The organism is Embleya sp. L77, assembly GCF_055557415.1.
Window position 1 is genome coordinate 5,869,205 of the sequence record NZ_CM145709.1, and the last position, 18,006, is coordinate 5,887,210.

General features: G+C 72.8%; 14 protein-coding genes and 1 pseudogene. 10 read left to right on the top strand and 5 right to left on the bottom strand.

What is annotated here, in order from left to right; all coding sequences use genetic code 11:
- Positions 1–32: 32 nt before the first annotated feature.
- The 7 genes from ACZOOI_RS25125 to ACZOOI_RS25155 all read left to right on the top strand — a co-directional run bounded on the left by ACZOOI_RS25125 (position 33) and on the right by ACZOOI_RS25155 (position 6,461).
- Positions 33–140, top strand: a complete 108-nt coding sequence (locus ACZOOI_RS25125; protein ID WP_391587748.1) for a putative leader peptide — start codon at positions 33–35, stop codon at positions 138–140.
- Between the two features lie 362 nt (positions 141–502).
- Positions 503–1,699 (top strand): ABC transporter substrate-binding protein, encoded by a 1,197-nt coding sequence (locus ACZOOI_RS25130; RefSeq protein WP_465277952.1) that lies wholly within the window; start codon positions 503–505, stop codon positions 1,697–1,699.
- The gene (locus ACZOOI_RS25135) at positions 1,692–2,732 is read left to right on the top strand and encodes an ABC transporter substrate-binding protein (RefSeq protein WP_465277953.1); all 1,041 of its coding nucleotides are present in this window, start codon (positions 1,692–1,694) and stop codon (positions 2,730–2,732) included. The genes ACZOOI_RS25130 and ACZOOI_RS25135 overlap by 8 nt, the downstream gene beginning before the upstream one ends.
- The gene (locus tag ACZOOI_RS25140; RefSeq protein ID WP_465277954.1) at positions 2,729–3,589 is read left to right on the top strand and encodes an ABC transporter permease; all 861 of its coding nucleotides are present in this window, start codon (positions 2,729–2,731) and stop codon (positions 3,587–3,589) included. Before ACZOOI_RS25135 ends, ACZOOI_RS25140 begins: the two co-directional genes overlap by 4 nt.
- Positions 3,586–4,470, top strand: a complete 885-nt coding sequence (locus ACZOOI_RS25145; protein ID WP_465277955.1) for an ABC transporter ATP-binding protein — start codon at positions 3,586–3,588, stop codon at positions 4,468–4,470. The genes ACZOOI_RS25140 and ACZOOI_RS25145 overlap by 4 nt, the downstream gene beginning before the upstream one ends.
- Complete coding sequence (locus ACZOOI_RS25150) at positions 4,471–5,385, top strand: ABC transporter substrate-binding protein (RefSeq protein WP_465277956.1); 915 nt, start codon at positions 4,471–4,473, stop codon at positions 5,383–5,385.
- Positions 5,382–6,461, top strand: a complete 1,080-nt coding sequence (locus ACZOOI_RS25155) for an LLM class flavin-dependent oxidoreductase (RefSeq protein WP_391587754.1) — start codon at positions 5,382–5,384, stop codon at positions 6,459–6,461. Before ACZOOI_RS25150 ends, ACZOOI_RS25155 begins: the two co-directional genes overlap by 4 nt.
- A gap of 119 nt (positions 6,462–6,580) precedes the next feature.
- Here the strand turns inward: ACZOOI_RS25155 and ACZOOI_RS25160 are convergent, their stop codons facing one another.
- Complete coding sequence (locus ACZOOI_RS25160; RefSeq protein ID WP_465281283.1) at positions 6,581–7,342, bottom strand: SDR family oxidoreductase; 762 nt, start codon at positions 7,340–7,342, stop codon at positions 6,581–6,583.
- A 272-nt stretch (positions 7,343–7,614) separates the two neighbouring features.
- Between ACZOOI_RS25160 and ACZOOI_RS25165 the strand changes: the two genes are divergently transcribed.
- On the top strand, positions 7,615–8,220 hold the full coding sequence (locus tag ACZOOI_RS25165; protein WP_465277957.1) for a TetR/AcrR family transcriptional regulator: 606 nt from the start codon (positions 7,615–7,617) through the stop codon (positions 8,218–8,220).
- A gap of 61 nt (positions 8,221–8,281) precedes the next feature.
- Positions 8,282–8,977 carry a glycerophosphodiester phosphodiesterase gene (locus ACZOOI_RS25170; protein ID WP_465277958.1) on the top strand — a complete coding sequence of 232 codons (696 nt, stop codon included), beginning with the start codon at positions 8,282–8,284 and terminating at the stop codon, positions 8,975–8,977.
- A gap of 108 nt (positions 8,978–9,085) precedes the next feature.
- Here ACZOOI_RS25170 and ACZOOI_RS25175 read toward each other — a convergent pair.
- Both ACZOOI_RS25175 and ACZOOI_RS25180 read right to left on the bottom strand, forming a co-directional pair.
- Positions 9,086–10,309: pseudogene (locus tag ACZOOI_RS25175) on the bottom strand (MFS transporter); the annotation flags it as partial.
- A gap of 209 nt (positions 10,310–10,518) precedes the next feature.
- The gene (locus ACZOOI_RS25180; protein WP_465277959.1) at positions 10,519–12,021 is read right to left on the bottom strand and encodes an MFS transporter; all 1,503 of its coding nucleotides are present in this window, start codon (positions 12,019–12,021) and stop codon (positions 10,519–10,521) included.
- A gap of 258 nt (positions 12,022–12,279) precedes the next feature.
- On the opposite strand from ACZOOI_RS25180, the gene ACZOOI_RS25185 reads away from it, so the two are divergent.
- Complete coding sequence (locus ACZOOI_RS25185) at positions 12,280–14,100, top strand: serine/threonine-protein kinase (protein WP_465277960.1); 1,821 nt, start codon at positions 12,280–12,282, stop codon at positions 14,098–14,100.
- A gap of 116 nt (positions 14,101–14,216) precedes the next feature.
- Here ACZOOI_RS25185 and ACZOOI_RS25190 read toward each other — a convergent pair whose 3' ends face one another.
- Together ACZOOI_RS25190 and ACZOOI_RS25195 are read right to left on the bottom strand one after the other, a co-directional pair.
- The gene (locus ACZOOI_RS25190) at positions 14,217–15,386 is read right to left on the bottom strand and encodes a hypothetical protein (protein ID WP_465277961.1); all 1,170 of its coding nucleotides are present in this window, start codon (positions 15,384–15,386) and stop codon (positions 14,217–14,219) included.
- A gap of 29 nt (positions 15,387–15,415) precedes the next feature.
- Entirely contained in the window at positions 15,416–18,001 is a 2,586-nt protein-coding gene (locus tag ACZOOI_RS25195; RefSeq protein WP_465277962.1) for a right-handed parallel beta-helix repeat-containing protein, read from the bottom strand.
- Positions 18,002–18,006 lie beyond the last annotated feature (5 nt).

The window sequence follows — 18,006 nt, forward strand, 5'->3', positions numbered from 1 at the left end:
CGGTGATCGACGAAAACGAGAGGGAGGCCCCGGTGTCCGCAGACGCGTTGTACACCGCGCCGCTCTCCACCGCCCGCGCGCTGCTCACCAGCCGCCGGCACATCGACCTCGCGCGCGTCGCCAGCGCCGGCTGTCGCTGACCCACCGCCGCACCGAACCTCCGTAGGCCCGCGCCCGACCGACCAGTCCGGTCGACTCGATCGACCGGACCAGTCGGTCGATCCGGTCGGCCGGATCGGCCAGATCGGTCCGATCGACCCGATCGACCCGGTCACCTTCGGCGCTCGCGCACACCCCCGGTCGTCGCGGCGCCCGCGAAGCGTAGGTCTCCCACCGCGCATCACACCACGCATCATCCGTCGACCCCTGCCCGGACCGATTCGGTCCCGGGTCGATCCGCGCCGTGCCCAGTGCCGTGCGTGCCCGGTGCCATGACCGGAATCGCACCGGCCGGGCCGCGCGGACCCCCGCCGCCGCTACGAACGCGAACGGAAGTATCGCCATGACCGCCGTAACCGGCGCCCGCCCCGACGAACTGTGGTTCACCCGCTGTCCCGTCCCCACCGCAACCGGCATCGCGGCCGATCTGGGCCTGCTGGACGCCGAGTTCGCGGCCGAGGGGATCACCGTGCGCTCGCTCCAGGACGTCCCGGCCGACGTGGCCGCCGATCACCACTACACGCATGCGCTGCCCGGACTCTTCCGCGAGGGCGGCAACGTGCCCGCCTTGTGGGCGCGTTCGCGCGGCGAGGCGACCCGGCTGGTCGGACTGACCTGGATCGAGGAGAGCCAGGCGATCCTGGTCCGGGCGGAGAGCGGCATCACCGCACCCGAGCAGTTGCGCGGGTTGCGGTTGGCGATTCCCCGACATGACATCGCGATCGACTTCTGGCGGGCGATGGCGCTGCACGGCTTCGCCGGGGCGCTCTCGCTGGCCGGTGCCGGCCTGGCCGACGCGCGCCCGGTCGAGGTGCCCGCGGCGCGCGGAATCGGGCAGTGGGAGGCCGAGTTGGCCGCGCTCGACCGTGGCGAGGTGGACGCCGTGTACGTCAAGGGCGCGCTCGCGGTCGAGGCGGCCGTACGGCACGGCGCGGTGGTGGCCGTCGACCTGGATGCGGCGGACGACCCCGGGGCCCGGATCAACAACGGGACGCCGCGGCCGATCACGGTGCACCAGGATCTGCTGGACCACCACCCGGAGTTGGTCACCCGGTTCCTCGCGGTGCTGGTCGAGGCGGCGGACTGGGCGCCCGGGCATCCCGCCGAGGTGGCCCGGATCCTGGGTGCCGAGACCGGTGCGGGCGCCTTCGGGGTGGCCGGCGCGTACCGCGAACTCGGCCCGGACACACTGCGGATCGACCTGTCCGCGGAGCGACTGGACCTGCTCGCCCGGCAGGAACGATTCCTGTACGGACAGGGCTTCCTGGCCGCACCCGTGGATGTGCACGCGTGGGCGGCCCCCGAGCCGCTGCGGCTGGCCCGCGAACTCGCCGACGCACGCCGCGCGCAGGCCGGCGCACGCCGCCCCGAGGCCGACACCCCGGCCCAACCGCCGCGCCCCACCCCCGAATCAACCCGGCCGCTCGGCCACACACCCACATCCACGCCCACGGTCACATCCGCACCCGCACCCACATCCGCACCGTCGTTCGACCCCGAACCGTCCCGCATATCCACGCTGGAGGCATCCCATGAGTAGCCGGCCCCCTCGTCGCACCCGTCTGCTGTCCGCCGTCGCAGTCGCGACCGCGACGCTGATCGCGTTGACCGGCTGCGGCTCCTCGTCCAAGGACGCCGAGGCGTCGACGGCCGGCGACGCCAAGGGCGGTGTCACGTTGCGGATTCCCGACCCCGGCAACAACGGGGTGCTCGCGCTCGGCAAGAAGGACGGCTCGCTGGACGCGGCATTGGCCAAGGTCGGCGCCAAGGTCTCCTGGACCGGCAGCGCGGGCCCGTTCGCGCCGGCCGCGCAGGCCATCAACGCGGGCCAACTCGACGTCGCGCTCGGCTCGATCACCTCCGCCGTGGCCGCCCTCGGGCAGAAGCCGAGCTTCAAGCTGTTCGGCGCCACCGCCCCCGACCTGGCGGGCGAGGGCATCCTGGTGAAGAGCGACTCGAAGATCCACTCGATCCGCGACCTGATCGGCAAGAAGGTGGCCTGCTCGCAGGGCGGCACCAGCGAATACCTGCTCCTGGCCGCGCTCGAACAGGCGGGCATCCCGGCCGACAAGGTGGAGCGGGTCTACCTGCGGGCCGACCAGACCGCACCGGTGTTCGCCGCCGGTCAGGTCGACGCGTGGGCCACCTGGGCCACCTACTCGGTGCCCGCCCTGGCCTCGGGCAACGCGCGCTTCCTGGCCGACGGCCGCGCGCTCGGCTCGGACAACTACTCGGTCTGGGCGGTGCGCAACGCGTTCGCGGACAAGCACCCCGAGGTGATCAAGGCGTTCTACGCCTACCTGCACGAGGCCGGCATCAAGGAGATCGCCGACCCGACCGCCTACATCAACGTCTTCACCGACACCGGCCCCACCGCGTACGGCGCCGAACCCAAGCGGATCCAGGTCGAGTTCACCAAGCAGGGCGCGACGGTGGAGCCGATCCGACCCGCCGACGTGGACCGCTTCGGCAAGGTCGCCAAGTTCTTCCTGGACCAGAAGGTCACCCCGAGCCTGGTCGACGTCAAGCCGCACCTGCTGGACGTGGCCACCCTGGCGGGGGCGACCGGATGACCGCGCCCACCCTGGTCGAGGCCGAACCCCGGGAACGCGCGTATCCCGGCCTGGTCACCCCGCGCCCACGGCTGCCGCGTCCTCGGCCACGCTTCCTCAGCCCGGCACTTCGTGCGATCGGCCCGCTCGTGCTGATCGGCGGCTGGGCCTGGGCCTCGCACAGCGGCGCGCTCAGCCCCGACCTGCTCGGCTCGCCCGCCGACGTCGTCCGGGCCGCGCGCGAGATGTGGGACAACGGCCAACTCCCGGACGCGCTCCGGGTCTCGCTGGGCCGTGCGGGCCTGGGTCTGGTCTTCGGGCTGACCATCGGGTTGGCCCTGGGCGTACTCACCGGCTTCTCCCGGCTCGGCGAGGAACTCCTGGACTCCTCGGTGCAGTTGCTTCGCACGGTGCCCTTCCTCGCGCTGGTCCCGCTGTTCATGGTGTGGTTCGGCATCGGCGAATCCGCCCGGGTGATCCTGATCGCGGTGGCCACCGCGTTCCCGATGTACGTCTCCGCCTCCGGCGGCGTGCGCAACGTGGACCGCAAGCTGGTCGAGGCGATGCGCAGCTTCGGCGTCGGCCGGATCGCGCTGGTGCGCGAGGTGGTCCTGCCGGGGGCGTTGCCCGCACTGCTGTCCGGACTGCGTCTGTCCATGACGCTGAGCGTGATCGCGCTGATCGCGGCCGAGGAGATCAACTCCACGGCCGGGATCGGCTATCTGATGAGCCAGGCGCAGAGCTTCTCGCGGACCGACATCCTCACCGTCTGCATCCTGGTCTACGCGATCCTGGGCCTGCTCGCGGACGTGATCGTACGCGTCCTCGAACGGGTGCTGATGCCGTGGCGCGGCCAGGGACACGGAGCGGGCCGATGAGCGTCGAGACCGCGGTACACATCGAGGGGCTGCGCCGGGTGTTCGGCACCCGCGCCGTCCTGGACGGCGTCGACCTGGACATCGCCCGCGGCGAGTTCGTCGCGCTGCTCGGCGCGAGCGGCACCGGCAAGACCACCCTGCTGCGCATCCTCGGCGCGCTCGATCGCAGCGACGGCGGTACGGTCCTGGTCCCCGAGGCCCGCACCATCGTCTTCCAGGAGCCGCGCCTGGTGCCCTCCAAGCGGGTGTTGGGCAATGTCGTGGTCGGACTGCCCCGCGGCCGGGCCACCCGGGAGATCGGGCTGCGTGCGCTGACCGAGGTCGGCCTGGAGCGGCACGCCCAGGCGTGGCCGGCGACCCTGTCCGGCGGTGAGGCACAGCGCGTCGCGCTCGCCCGCGCGCTGGTGCGCGAGCCGGAACTACTGCTGCTGGACGAGCCGTTCGCGGCGCTGGATGCGCTCACCCGGATGCGTATGCAGGACCTGGTGGGCGAGTTGTGCCGGGTGCACCGGCCCGCCGTGCTCCTTGTCACGCACGACGTCGAGGAGGCGATCCGACTGGCCGATCGGGTCGCGGTGTTGCGCGACGGAAACCTCGTCACCGACGAGGTGGTCGCCGTCGACCGGCCCCGCGACCCCACCGATCCGGCCTTCGCGGCGCTGCGGCGCCGACTGCTCGCCGATCTGGGGGTGCACACCACGGAGGCCGCCGCAGCCGCCGCCGTCCCCGCTTCCTCCGACGGCCGTTCGTCCCCGCCTTCGCCTTTGCCTGCGCCCTCGGCACCCTCCCCGTCACACCCGTCCCCATCCCCGTCCCCGTCCACGTCTCCCTCCTCCTCCCTGTCCCTCTCCTCCTCCCCGTCTTCGACCGGAGTGATCTGAATGACCGTCACCATCGGTGTCCACGGCAGCAACCCGTCGCTGTACCTGCTCGCGCGCCTGGGGATTCTCGAACGCGCCCTGGAGCCGCTGGGCGAGACCGTGACCTGGGTGCCCGTGGAGGGCACCCGGGTCGGCGAACTGCTCGGCGACGGCACGATCGACTTCGGCGGGACCGGTTCGACGCCGCCGATCGTCGGTCAGGCGCAGGGCCACGATCTCGTCTACGTCGCGGTGTCCGCGCCGCGGCCCGAGCACGGCGCGCTGTTGGTCGCCGACGAGGGGCCGGTGCGCGCGCCGGTGGATCTCAAGGACGGCACGGTCGTGCTGAGCATCGGCTCCTGGCAGACCCACTTCGTGGCCAAGGCGTTGAACGACGTCGGACTGTCCTACCGGGACGACATCACCGCGGTGCGACCGGAGGCGGGCCGGGACCAGGCCGCGCGGCTGCGCTCCGGCGAGATCGCCGGCTGGGTCGCGCAGGGCCCGGAGTTGGTCGCCGCGCGGCGCGAGCCCGGGCTGCGGGTGCTGCACCGGGTCGGCGAAGTGATCACCGACCGCTCGGTGTTCTTCGCGAGCCGTGCGTTCGTCGAGGAACGGCCCGACCTGGTTTCGATCGTGGTGGCCGCGCTGCGCCGGGCCGACGAATGGGCGGCCACGCATCTCGACGAGGCGGCCGCCCTGCACGCGGCCGAGTTGCCGGGGACGCAGGCGGACTGGGCCGAGGCGCTGGCCGCGCTGCCGTGGCGGCTGGAGCCGGTACCCGCGTCGTTCATCGCCGAGCAGCAGGAGGCGGCGGACATCTTCGCCGCCAACGGGTTCATCGACCGGCCGATCACCGTGGCCGACGCGCGGTCGGACGCGTTGACGCCGCTGGTGGCCGCGGTGCTCGCGCCGGCGGACGGCGGTGCGCGATGAGCACCGAGGTGCTGTGGTACGTGATTCCGCGCGAGGGTCCCTACCCGTGGGAGCCCGCCGGACGGCGTGCGGTCGATGCGGACTACCTGCGGCAACTCGCCGGTGCGGTGGACCGGTTGGGCTTCAGCGGCGCGCTGCTGGCGACCGACCTGTACGACGTGTGGACGCTGGCCGGCGTGGTGGCCGCCGCCGCGCCGACGTTCCGGCCGCTGCTCGCGGTGCATCCGGGGCTGATCGCGCCGACGCTGCTGGCGAAGATGGCGCTGAGCTTCGAGGCGTTGTTCGGTGCGGGTCGGTTGCGCTTCAACGTGGTCAACGGTTCGACCGAGAGCCTGCGCGAGTACGGCCTGCATCTGGACCACGACGAGCGCTACGAACTGAGCGCCGAATACTGGTCGATCGTCAAGCGGCTCACCGCGGGTGAGGTCTTCGACCACAAGGGCAGGTTCTACGACCTGCGGCAGGCCGGCGCGGGTCTGCGCGAGTTGCACCGGGACGGTGGGCACGTGCCGATGTGGTTCGGCGGTTCGTCGCCGGCCGGCATCGAGATGGCCGCCGAGCATGTCGACGTCTACCTGACCTGGGGTGAACCGCCGCACCTGCTCAAGGAGAAGCTGGAGCGGGTACGCGAGCGTGCCGCCGCGCACGGGCGGGCCCTGCGGGTCGGCCTGCGGTTGCACCTGATCGTTCGGGAGAGCGAGAACGAGGCGTGGGCGGCGGCCGATCGGCTGCTGGAGGTGACCAGCCACGCCACCTACGCCCGGCAGCTGGGCCAGGCGGCGGACGCGGACGGGGTGGGCTGGGAACGGCAGTTCCGTCAGCACGGAGGACGGGTCCCGGCGCGTGCACGGGAGTTGGAGGTGTACCCGAACCTGTGGCCGGGGATGGGGCTGTTCCGGCCCGGGCCGGGCACGGCCGTGGTGGGCAGTACGGCGCAGGTGATCGAGCGGCTCCAGGAGTTCGAGGCGATGGGCGTGGACACGTTCATCCTGTCCGGCAATCCGCTGCTGGAGGAGGCCTACCGGGTCGGCGAGACGGTGTTGCCGGCGCTGGGTGTGCGGCCACGGGTGGGTTGAGGACGGACGGCCCGAGGACGGACGGACCCGGCGCGCCGGCGGCGATGTCGGATGCGACGGGGCCCTCCTCGGGGGTAGGCCCCGTCGCACCCTCGGCCTTCCCGAGAAGGGCCCGCGACTCAGGCGGCCTTGAGCGCGCCGCCGTCCACGAGGTGGTCGGTGCCGGTCACGCTGCCGGCGAGCGGGGAGACCAGGTAGGCGACGGTGCTCGCCACCTCGGCGGGTTCGACGAAGCGACCGGTGACCATGCCGGCCGCGCCGGGGAGGGCGGCGAGCAACTGCTCGTGGGACAGGCCCATGGACGCGGCCAGTTGCGCGCCGTAGCCATCCGGCGCCTCCCACATCGCGGTACGCACCGCGCCGGGGGAGACCGTGTTGACCCGGACACCCTGCGGGCCGAACTCCTCGGCGAGGGCCTTGCCGAACGCGGTCAGCGCGGCCTTGGCGGTGGTGTACGGCACCGGTCCGCTGTGCGGTGCCCGGGCGCCGAGCGAGGAGATGTTCACGATCGCGCCGTGCGCGTCGATCAGTGCGGGCAGCGTGGCGCGGGTGGTACGCACGGTGGCCAGGAAGTTCAGCTCGAACGAGGTCAGCCACTGCTCGTCGGTGAAGCTCAGGAAGCCGCCGGTCTGGTCGTTCCCGCCCGCATCCCCGCCGCCGACGTTGTTGACCAGGATGTCCAGCCTGCCGAACTCGGCGGCGGCCCGTTCGGCGAGGCGGGTCGGCCCGTCGGGCCGGGCCAGGTCGACGGACATGGTCCCGGCGCCGGTCGCGAGCAGTTCCGGCGTGATGGTGCGGGCGGCGGCCAGGACGCGCACACCCTCGTCGACGAGGGTGGACACGATCGCCAGGCCGATGCCTCGGCTTGCGCCGGTCACCAGGGCGGTCTTGTCGTGGAGCGCAGGTCCATGGGGACTCCTTTGTCGCGGGATGGGGGCTGTACGAGCCGGGTGCCGGCTGAGTCGGTACTGAACGGTCGGTACTGAACGAGCCGGTGCTGAATGAGCCGGGTGGCGAATGAGCTGGATGCTGCGTGATGAGTTCGGGCCATCGGGCGGCATACATGGAGCTTTTTTGATGCCGTTAATCTAGAACATGCGTCATGAGTGTTGCAAGTAGGTAGAGAGTGGCGACTCTGTCGTACAGTTCGGGGGTGACTTCCACGGCAGGCGGGGCCAGTGACCGGGTGCGACCGCTGCGAGCGGATGCCGAGCGGACCGTACGGGCGATCCTGGAGGCGGCGGAGCGGGTGCTCAGCGCCAATCCGGCGGCGACGATGGAGCAGATCGCGGAGGCCGCCGGAGTGGCCAGGACGACGGTGCATCGTCGCTTCGCCACCCGTGAGGCATTGATCGTGGCGATGACCGGCTGGGCCACGCGGCAGTTCCACGACGCGGTGACCGCGGCTCGCCCGGAAGCCACGCCGCCCGCGGTCGCGCTGTACCAGGTGACCGCGAACGTGCTGCGGGTGAAGATCGCGTGGGGCTTCGCGATGAACGCGCTGCGCACCGACGACCCGGAGGTGGCGCACGTGCACACCGACGTGCTCGACCGCTGCGATCGGCTCTTCCGGCGGGCGCGCGAGACCGGGTTGTTGCGGCCGGACGTCGACCTGGACTGGACCCGGCGCGTCTACTACGCGCTGATCCACGAGGCCGCACAGGACGACCGGGGCGAGGACGCCGACGTGCTCGCGACCCGGATCGTGGACACCCTGCTGCACGGATTCGGCACGCCGGCCGGCCGCTCCGGGCGATGAGGTCGGGTCGGCCGGCAGGCGTGTACGGTGTGCCCGCCGGTCCCCGATCGAGAGGATTGTCGTGACCCTGGCCGTGGCCCACCGAGGCGACCCCCGGCGCTTTCGGGAGAACACTCTGCCGTCGTTGGCCAGCGCACTGAACCGGGGCGCCGACCTGGTCGAGATCGACCTGGAGATCACCCGGGACGGGCACCTGGTGCTGTTGCACGACGCGACGCTGCGCCGATTGTGGTGGCGCAACGCGCACGTGCGCGAACTGACCTTGGCTCAGGTCCGGGAGATCGGCCGGCGCGGGAAGTATCGGGTGCCCAGCTTCGACGAGGCGTTGGAGCTGATCAAGGGCTCCAAGGGCGGGTTGATGGTCGACTTCGGCGAGATCGAATTGGCCGAACCGGCGGTCGAGGCGGTCGCCCGGCACGGCGTGAACGAACAGATCCTGTACGTCGGCGGACCGGTCGCGATGGGCCGGGTGCGCGAGCACGCGGCGGACGCGCACATCGGGCTCAGCGGCGACTCGTTCGCCCGGGTACCGGATGCGACGGTGCTGCGCGACCTTCGGCCGGAGTACATCAACCTGCGCTGGCGCGCCTACGACGCGGCCTCGGTCGCCCGCTGCCACGCGGACGGGTACGGGGTGAGCGCCTGGACGGTGGACTCGCCGCGGGTGATGCGCCGGCTGCTGGACATGGGCGTGGACATGATCATCAGCAATCGCATCGGTCGGCTGCTCGACGTGCTGGCGGAGCGGCAGGGCTGAGCGACCGCCGAGCGGAATGCGGCTTCGCCGGGTGTACCCGGGCGGGGCGGGGTGTTCCGGCTTGCGTTCCCCTACCTGGGCGAGTAGCGGCGGACCCCGCCGGCGGGTTCACATGTGCACGACGGGGGCAGCGTCCGGGTCGGTCTTCGGGGCGCCGGGGCGGAAGAGTACGGCCGTGACGACCAGGCCGACCACAAAGAACGCCGCGGACCAGCGGTAGGCGGTCGCGTAGCTTTCCAGTGCGGCGTGGGCGAAGGTCTCCGGGTTGGGTTGACGGTGCTTCAGGTAGTCGGATCCGGCCGTGGCGGACAACGTGCTCAGGAGCGCGACACCCACCGAACCACCCACCTGCTGCACGGTGTTGACCGCGGCGGAGGCCACCCCGGAATCCTCCGCACGGACGCCGAAGGTGGCTGCGCTCATGCACGGCGCGATCACCAGTCCCACGCCGGCGCCGAACACGATCAGGCCGGGCATCAGGTCGCCGGCATACGAGCTGTCCAGGTCCAGCCGGGTCAGGTAGAGAAGTCCCAGAGCGGCCAGGCCCATTCCGGTCGGCACGATCGGCTTGGGACCGAATCGGGGCAGCAGCACGACGGTTGCGCTGGTCGCGGTGAACATGATGCCGAACACCATGGGCAGGAACGACAGTCCGGTCCGGACCGGGCTGTAGTGCAGGGTCTGCTGCATGTAGTAGGTCAGGAAGAGGAACATGCCGAACATCCCGGCGCCGGAGATCAGCATGCCGAGCAGGGCGGCGCCCCGGTCGCGGTCGACGACGACCCGAAGCGGCAGCAGCGGATTGGCGACGGAGCTCTGGATCCGGGTGAACACGGCCAACAGCACGACGGCGGCGATGAGGCAGCCGTAGGTGAATGGGTCGCTCCAACCGTCGCTCTCCGCACGGGAGAAGCCGTAGACGAGGGCGAACAGTCCGGACGAGACGGCCAGCGTGCCGGGGAGGTCCAGGCGGGGGCGGTCGGCGGCGGGTTCGTGCCTGCCGAGCAGGAGCACACCGCCGACGATGGCGGCTCCGGCCAGGATCAGGTTGACGTACAGGCACCAGCGCCAGTCGAGATGCTGGGTCAGCAGGCCGCCCAGGAGCAATCCGACGCCACCACCCGCACCGGCCACGGCGCCGAACACGCCGAACGCCTTGGCGCGTTCGGCCGGATCGGTGAACGTGGTGGTGAGCAGGGACGGCGCGGCGGGCGCGAGCAGGGCGCCGAAGACGCCCTGGAGCGCGCGGGCGGCGACCAGAACCTCGAAGTTCGGTGCGGCGCCACCGGCGGCGGAGGCCAGCGCGAAGCCGAACAGGCCGATCAGGAAGGTGCAAGCGTTTCGATAGCCGAGGAAGATGCGCCACTCGATGGAGCCGGGAGCCGGGAGCCGGGAGCCGGGAGCCGGGTGTCGTGGTGTCGGGAGCCGGAAGTCGAGAGCCAGGAGCCGGCGTCAGGCCCCGAGCGTCAGCGTCAGGCTCCGGATCCCACGTCTCCTCACGCCCCAGGCCCGTGCCCTACGCCCCACCCCACGCGCCAACCTCAGGCGTCCTCCGCCGGGCCGACCGTGCGCGAGCGCGGCGAGAAGAGCACGGCGGTCGCCACCAGGGTGAGGGCGAGCAGCACGCCGGTCCACTCGTACACCGGTACCAGCCGGGCGCTCACACCGGCCGCCGACGGCACCATCGGATTCCCGTCCCAGTCCGGGCTACCGCTCAACCGGAACGCGTCCACCCTGGCCCGGGCCAGTACGGACACCCCGATCGCGGCACCGAGCACATACGCGCCGACCGTCGCTCCCGCGCCGGCACCCACCGCCCGGACGCCGTCCACGGCCACACTCACACAGGGCCCGAACGCCAGACCGGCGCCGAATCCGATCAGGAGCAGCGCCGGGACCACGTCCGTCGGATACGAACTGTTGTGGTCCACCGCGTACAACAGCACGAAGCCGACACAGCACAGGCCCAGGGCGATCGGCACGATCGTCTTGGCGCCGAAGCGGCGGAGCAGGAGGCCGGCCGCGAGCGGCGCGGTGAGCAGCAGCGGCAACACCAGCGGCAACAACCGGGGCCCCACCTGGGAGTCGGTGAACCCCGGGCCGCCGCTGCGCAGATGGATCGACACGAAGCGAACCGTCACGGTGGTGGCGATGCCGCACACCGCGAGGCCGAGCAACGCCGCGCCGCGATCGCGGTTCAGCACGATCCGCGGCGGCAGCAGCGGACTCAGCGGGTTGCCCACGAGCTTCTGTCGACGGGCGAACACGGCCGACAGGATGCCGCCGGCAGCCAGGAACAGCCATGTCGTGGTGTCCCGCCCACCGTGCGTCTCGAACCGCAGGCAGCCGTACAGCACACAACCCACGCCGGTCGTCGCGGCGAACACGGCGGGCAGGTCGAGACCCGGGATACGGATGCGGGCCGGCTCGGGATGCCGGGCGAACAGCCGGAGCACGCCGAGGGCGAGGGCGACGAGCAGGACCGCCTGGGCACACGGCAGCGCCCGCCAGTAGCCGTTCGCCGTGGACGCGCCGGCCACGAACACGCCCAGGCCGCCGCCCGCCGCGGCGACGCCGGCGTACAGGCCCAGTGCCCAGCCGCGTTGCGAGCGGTCGGTGAAGGTCGTGGTGAGCAGCGCCAGGCCGGCGGTGAGCACGAGTGCGCCGAAGCCGCCCTGGAGCGCCCGACCGGCGAACAGCGGGCCCGGGCCGGTGGCGGTGCCGACCACGAGCGAGGCGCCGGCCACGCCGATCAGCCCCACCGTGAACGTGCGGCGCGGCCCGACGAGGTCGGCGAGCCGGCCGGCCGGGAGCAACAACGCACCGAGTGCGAGCAGGTGCGCGTGACCGACCCAGGCGATGTCGCCCGGATCGATCCGCAGATCGGCGGCCGACGGCGCCGGGACGGTGCTCGGCAGCGATGCGCCCACGACGACGGGCAACTGGGCGAGCACGACGACGAGCAGCAACCACCGGTGATATCCGCCGGTCGGGGCGGGCACCCGGGACGTGCCGGTCGGGGTGACGGTGCGATCGAGTGCCATGATGCCTTCCGGCTGGGACCGACAGGACCGGGCGAAGACGATCCGTGACGCCTTCCCGGCCGAGTCGCAGCTGGCCCCGCCGGCCGGGGTGGGCCGGTTCGGGTCCGGTCGATCGGACCGTGCGTCGTGGATCGGGAGCGCTCCGTGCTTCCCCTGCTGCGACGAGTCTCGGCCCGAACTCGGTTCCCGACGAGGGATCTGCCCACGATCCGGCCGCCGATTGCCGGGATGGGAGTCCGGATTTGTAGGGTGTGCCGCATGACCCCGGGTATACCTGGCAGACGCGTGATCGACGGCCGCTTCGAGTTGCTGGAGCGGCTCGGTGGTGGCGGTATGGGCTTGGTCTGGCGGGCTCGCGATCTGGCCCTGGAACGCGAGGTGGCGCTCAAGGAGGTCCGGCCGCCCGACCCGGCGCTGTTGGAGGACGACCCGACCGCCGCGCGGATGTTGCGCGAGCGGGTGCTGCGCGAGGCCAGGTCGTTGGCCCGACTGAACCACCCCAATGTGGTGACGATCCATCACATCGTGGACGCCGCCGAGGTTCCGCACCCGTGGCTGGTGATGGAACTGGTCCCCGGGGGCTCGCTGCACGACCGGCTGACGAGCGGCCCGATCGGGCCCGCCGAGGCCGCCGCAATCGGCCGGGGGGTGTTGTCCGCGCTGAGCGCGGCGCACGCGGCCGGAATCCATCACCGCGACGTCAAGCCGGGCAATGTGCTGTTGCGCGCCGACGGCAGTCCGGTGCTGACCGACTTCGGCATCGCCGCGCTGCGCGAGTCGACGAGCCTGACCGCGACCGGCGACCTGATCGGCTCACCCGAGTACATCGCACCGGAGCGCATCCGCGGCGAGGAGGACAACGCCGCGTCCGACCTGTGGTCGCTCGGGATGATGTTGTACGTCGCGGTGGAGGGCCAACATCCGCTGCGCCGGGCGACCAGCCTGGCCACGCTCGCCGCGGTGCTGACCGAGACGGTGCCGCCGCCGACCCGCGCGGGCGCGCTGGCCCCGGTCCTGGACGCGTTGTTGGTCCGCGACCCCGCGGCCCGCCCGGACGCGGCGCACCTGGATCGGCTGTTGGCCACGGCGGCCGGCGAGCCGACCGGCCGGCCCTCGTCGCAACACACCACGTCGGCACTGCCGGTCGCGGACGCCCTCGCCTGGCAGTCGGCCGACCTCGGCGGCGGTCGCGCGGCAGCGGGCGGACCGGCGGACGGCGGGCCCGCGGACACCGGACCGGCCTGGTCGGGCGCGGACCGCATCGACGCCGAAGCGAACTCCGGCGCCCGGCACGCGTCTTCGACCCCGCCACCGCCGTCCGCCCCACCGTCCTCGCACTACGGCACGCCGTTCACCCCGGCCGAACCCGGCTCGCCGGACCGGCTGCGCGCGCGCCGGATCCGGATCATCACCGGTTCGGCGCTCGGCACCGCCTTGGTCGGCGCCCTGGTCGCGGTGGTCCTGGTGTCCCAGTTCGACGGCTCGGATTCGGATCGGGACGCGAACGCGGCCGGCCCCGGCAAGAAGCAGGCAGCCACGAACAGCGCGAGCCCCACCCGGTCACCGGACGCGCCGGTGCCCCTGGTGGACGAGACGCCGATCCGGCCGTCGGCGACGCGCACGAGCAAACCCGCCACGGATACCGAGAACCTGCTCACCCCCACCGCCATCCGCGGCGTGATCGAGGCGATGGCCCCGACGATCGGGGGCACCAGGGTCAAGGACTTCAGCGTGCACGACAAGTTCGCGTCGGTGAAGGCACCCACAGCCGGCGACGCCCGCCTGTACGACCGGTTCTCGTACCGCGACGGCGTCACCACGAAGGACGCCGGCTCCGGGACCGACCGGGACGACAAGACCATCGACCTCGCGAAGGTCAACTGGGACGCGCTTCCGGCCCTGATCGCCAAGGCCGACAAGGAACTGGGTGTCACCACGCCCAAGAACCGCTACGTGATCCTGGACATGGGGCTGAGTGACCGGGTGCCGGCGTTGAAGGTCTACGTGAGCGACGACTACGGAAGCGGCTATCTGCGGGCCGACCTGAACGGCAAGGTCGTCAAGATGTATCCGCGCTGAGCGGCGGGAGGCCCTCCCGGAAGGTCCGGAAGGGCCTCTTTCGCATGCCAGGGAGCGCGGGCGGCCGAAGGCCGGCCGGCCCGCGAACGGCCCGGCCGGCGCAGGCGGTCGCCGGTTCAGCGGTCGTAGCAGAGCACCCGCGCCTGGCCCGCCGCCAGGTGTGCGTAGGTCTTGGTCGTGCCGACCCAGTCCTCGCCCCGGTTGACCATCCGCAGCACGACCTTGCCGTCCTTGACCGGCAGACTCACACCCTGGATCCAGGCACCTCGGTGCGCGGTCTGGTCGACGGTGAAGGTGGACCGGACCGGAGCGGAACCGCTGTCGGTGTCCAACACCTGGTAGAACGCGGGCTTGCCGGCCGCGTCGCGCCAGGTCGAGCCGCCGGGGACATACACCTGCACCGAGCAACTCTTGGCCTTGGCACCGGCGTTCCAGGTCCACACGGCCGCGACGCTGGAGTCGTCCTTGGTCTTGGAGCCGGACATCGGGATCGCCCAGAAGTCGTCCCCGCAGCCGGCCGTGCCCAGGCCGCCGCTGCCGACCTTGTACCAACCCTCCTTGCCGTCGCTGTAATCGCCCTGCACCCGGAAGCCGGCGCCCGAGTTCGAGCAACCCAGGCCGGCGTAGCCGTTGTAGACCATCTGCGGGCCCTGGGCCGGCGCGATCGGCGGCTTGGCGGGCGTGCTCGCCGGCGGAACGGGCGGACGGCCCGGCGGCGTTCCGCCGCCGGCGCTCGATGCCGGGATGCCCGGGACGGATCCGCCGCCGGGCGTGCCTGCACCGCCGCCGCCCACGCCGCCCCCGCCGGCGCCACCGCCGACCGCGCCCCCGCCACCCGCCGCGCCGCCGCCGGAACCGTTGTTGTACTGCACCGAACCACCCGACCCGGTGCCCGAACCACCGGCCGGCGGGTAGCCGACCGGGGCGCCGCCGGGCGGGCCCTGCGGCACGGGCGTGCCGTCCGGGCCGACCGGAACCCCCTCGACGGGGGCCGGTTCGGCGCTGCCCGGGGTACCCCAACCGGCGGGCGTGCCGGGCAGGGCGGCGTTCGCCGCGACGTGCGCGACGTCGCGACGCGGCTGCGAGGCCGCACCGGGGGCGGCCAGCAGCGGCACCAGCACGATGGCGCCGGTGGTCAGCGCCGCGGCGCCGCCGATGGTGCCCCAGACCCGCGCGCCGGGCAGCGGGCCGCGGGCGCCGGTGCCGGGCCGGCGGGCGAAGGTGGCCGCGAAGCCGTTCCGGTCGTCGGGCGAACCACCGTTGCGTGGGCGGTTGTTGGCGGACACGAGGACTCCAGGTGTTGGGGGGAGGGTGCTCACGCGGTCGCGCCTGCCAGGGACGCGGGCAGATCCGCGACCTCCAGGGCGATCAGTTGTGCCGCGTCGGGGTTGTCGAGTTCGGCGACCCGACCGGCCTGACGTTCCGTCATCTCCTGGAACGCCTGCCGGGCCGAGCGCCCGTTGCCGAAGCCGCCGCCGCGGGTCATCCCGCCGAACAGGGCGAGCAGTTCGGTGCGTGCGGCGGGGGTCAGTTCGTAGCGGTGGCGCTCCGCCTGGTGCTCGACGATGGCCACGAGTTGCTCGGCGTCGTAGTCCTCGAACAGCAGGGTCCGGGTGAACCGCGAGGCCAGTCCCGGGTTGGAGGACACGAAGCGGTCCATGTCGTCGGGATAGCCCGCGGCGATCACCACGACGTCGTCGCGGTGATCCTCCATCAGCTTCACCAGCGTGGCGATCGCCTCGGAGCCGAAGTCGTTGCCGCCCGCGAGCGGCGACAACGAGTACGCCTCGTCGATGAACAACACACCGCCGATCGCCCGGTTGAACGCGGCGGCGGTCTTGGGCCCGGTGTGGCCGACGTACTCGCCGACCAGCGCGCTGCGGTCGACCTCGACCAGGTGTCCGTGACCGAGCAGGCCCAGCGCCTTGAGCAGCCGGCCGTACAGCCGGGCCACCGTGGTCTTGCCGGTGCCCGGGTTGCCCGCGAAGACCAAGTGCCGGCTCAGCGGCGGCGCGGGCAACCCGGCCTCGACCCGAAGCCGGACCGTCTGCATCAGCTTGGCCATCGACGCGACATCGCGCTTGACGCCGTCCAGGCCGACCAGTTCGCCGAGTTCGGCGAGCAGGTCGGGCAGGCTCTCCTCGACCACGTCGGGCAATTCCGGGGTGGGCGCGGTGACCGGACCCGGTGCGGCACCCGCGGCCGCGGCGGTCGCGGGCTGTGCGGCGGCGATCCCGCCGAGCGCCGGATCGCAGTCGTCGAACACCGGCGCGGCGTCCGGTTCGGTGCTCAACTCGTCGGTGCACTCGCGCACCCGGCAGCGGCGGAACAGCGGATCCGCGCCGCCGCCCACGTGCAGTGCGGCATAGCCGGCGCCGATCACGTCGCACCCGGTGAAGGTGCCGCCGGCCTGCTCGGCCACGTACAGGCCGTTCTTGCCCGGCCGTTCGATCCGCAGGCCGTGCACGTTCGGCCGGGCGCCGGTCCACACCACCAGGCCCGAGCCGGTGCAGTCCTCGATCGAGCCGCCGGCCAACTCGGCCCGCGAACCCGCGTCGAACACGATGCCCGCGGCCCCCGCACCGGTGACCCGATTGCCGGTCAACTCGGCGACGCCCTCGCCGGTGACCTCGATCCCGGTCCGCCCGGCCGCGCGCACCGTGCACCCGGACACCCGCGATCCGGTCGGCGAACCGATCCCGATCCCGGTCGCGGTGTCCGCGACCAGGCAGCCGGAAAGCGCGGCGGAGGAGCGGCCGGTGACCGCGATCCCGGTCATCGCCGCGGCCGAGACCGTGCAGTCGGTCAGTTCGGCCCGGGCGGTGTCCGTGGTGTGCACGCCGTGTTCGGGCGTGCCCCGCACCCGGCAGTCGGCCAGCTTGAGCACGGCGGTGCCGGCCGCGTGGACCGCGCCGTAGCCGGAGTCGAGGATGCGACAGTCGGTCAGGTCGGCGCCCGCGCCCTCGGTGAGCAGCACGCCGTTGGTCGCCGAGCGGCGCACCGCGCAGCCCTGCGCGACCACCCGCGCGGAGCCGTCGAGCACGATGCCGGCCGCGGCCGCGTCCAGGATTCGGCAGTCGGTCAACTCGGCCCGGGCGCTGCCGCCGAGCCGGATGCCGGCCGCTCCCGGCGCGCTGACCCGGCTCTCGCCGGCCACCGCCGAGGAGGCGTCCTCCAGGAGCAGCCCGACCCGCCCGCAGCCGTTCAGCACCGAATCGGTCAGCCGCAACATCGCCCGCCCGCGCAGCCGGATCCCGGAGCCGGACGTGGCGTCCAGACGCAACCGCGTGATGCCCACCCGCGCGCTGCCCGACACCACGATCCCGGTGCCCTCGATCGCGCCCACCTCGACGTCCTCGACCCGGGCCCGCGCGTCACCGGACACATGCAGGCCCGCGAGCCGCGCGCCGCCGATGCGGGTGCCGGTGAGCAGCAGCGCCGAGGTGGTGCCGCCGGCCGTCGGCGGCGCGTCCGGATCCGGATCGCCGCCGTCCTCCGCGTCCCGATCCGGCCCGCCGCGCACCTCGATTCGGCCGCCGGTGACCGCGCAGTCGGCCAGGATCAGACCAGCGCCCGGGCTCACGCTGACCGCCGGCGCATCGGTGCCCGCGCCGCGCAGGCCCAGCCCGCGCACCACGCAGTCCGCCGCGGCGACGGTGATCGCCGGGCCCGCCGCGCTCGCGGTCAACACCACCTCGCCGCCGCCCGGTTCCGGGCACAGCGTCACCGGCCGGTCCAGCACCAGCGATTCGGTGTAGTGACCGGCCGCGATCAGCACGGTCGCACCGGGGGCGGCGGCGCGGACCGCGTCCGCGATCCGGCGATGCGTGCCCCGGCCCTTGCCGGCCACCCGGACATCCGGCGCGGTGGAGCCGGCCGCGCGACGGTCGACGCTCGACATCTGTG

What these genes read in the sequence shown, in the direction of transcription:
- ACZOOI_RS25140 (WP_465277954.1), top strand. Translation starts at nt 2,729, where the DNA reads ATGACCGCGCCCACCCTGGTCGAGGCCGAACCCCGGGAACGCGCGTAT.
- ACZOOI_RS25155 (WP_391587754.1), top strand. Translation starts at nt 5,382, where the DNA reads ATGAGCACCGAGGTGCTGTGGTACGTGATTCCGCGCGAGGGTCCCTAC.
- ACZOOI_RS25185 (WP_465277960.1), top strand. Translation starts at nt 12,280, where the DNA reads ATGACCCCGGGTATACCTGGCAGACGCGTGATCGACGGCCGCTTCGAG.
- ACZOOI_RS25130 (WP_465277952.1), top strand. Translation starts at nt 503, where the DNA reads ATGACCGCCGTAACCGGCGCCCGCCCCGACGAACTGTGGTTCACCCGC.
- ACZOOI_RS25135 (WP_465277953.1), top strand. Translation starts at nt 1,692, where the DNA reads ATGAGTAGCCGGCCCCCTCGTCGCACCCGTCTGCTGTCCGCCGTCGCA.
- ACZOOI_RS25145 (WP_465277955.1), top strand. Translation starts at nt 3,586, where the DNA reads ATGAGCGTCGAGACCGCGGTACACATCGAGGGGCTGCGCCGGGTGTTC.
- ACZOOI_RS25195 (WP_465277962.1), bottom strand. Translation starts at nt 18,001, where the DNA reads ATGTCGAGCGTCGACCGTCGCGCGGCCGGCTCCACCGCGCCGGATGTC.
- ACZOOI_RS25180 (WP_465277959.1), bottom strand. Translation starts at nt 12,021, where the DNA reads ATGGCACTCGATCGCACCGTCACCCCGACCGGCACGTCCCGGGTGCCC.
- ACZOOI_RS25150 (WP_465277956.1), top strand. Translation starts at nt 4,471, where the DNA reads ATGACCGTCACCATCGGTGTCCACGGCAGCAACCCGTCGCTGTACCTG.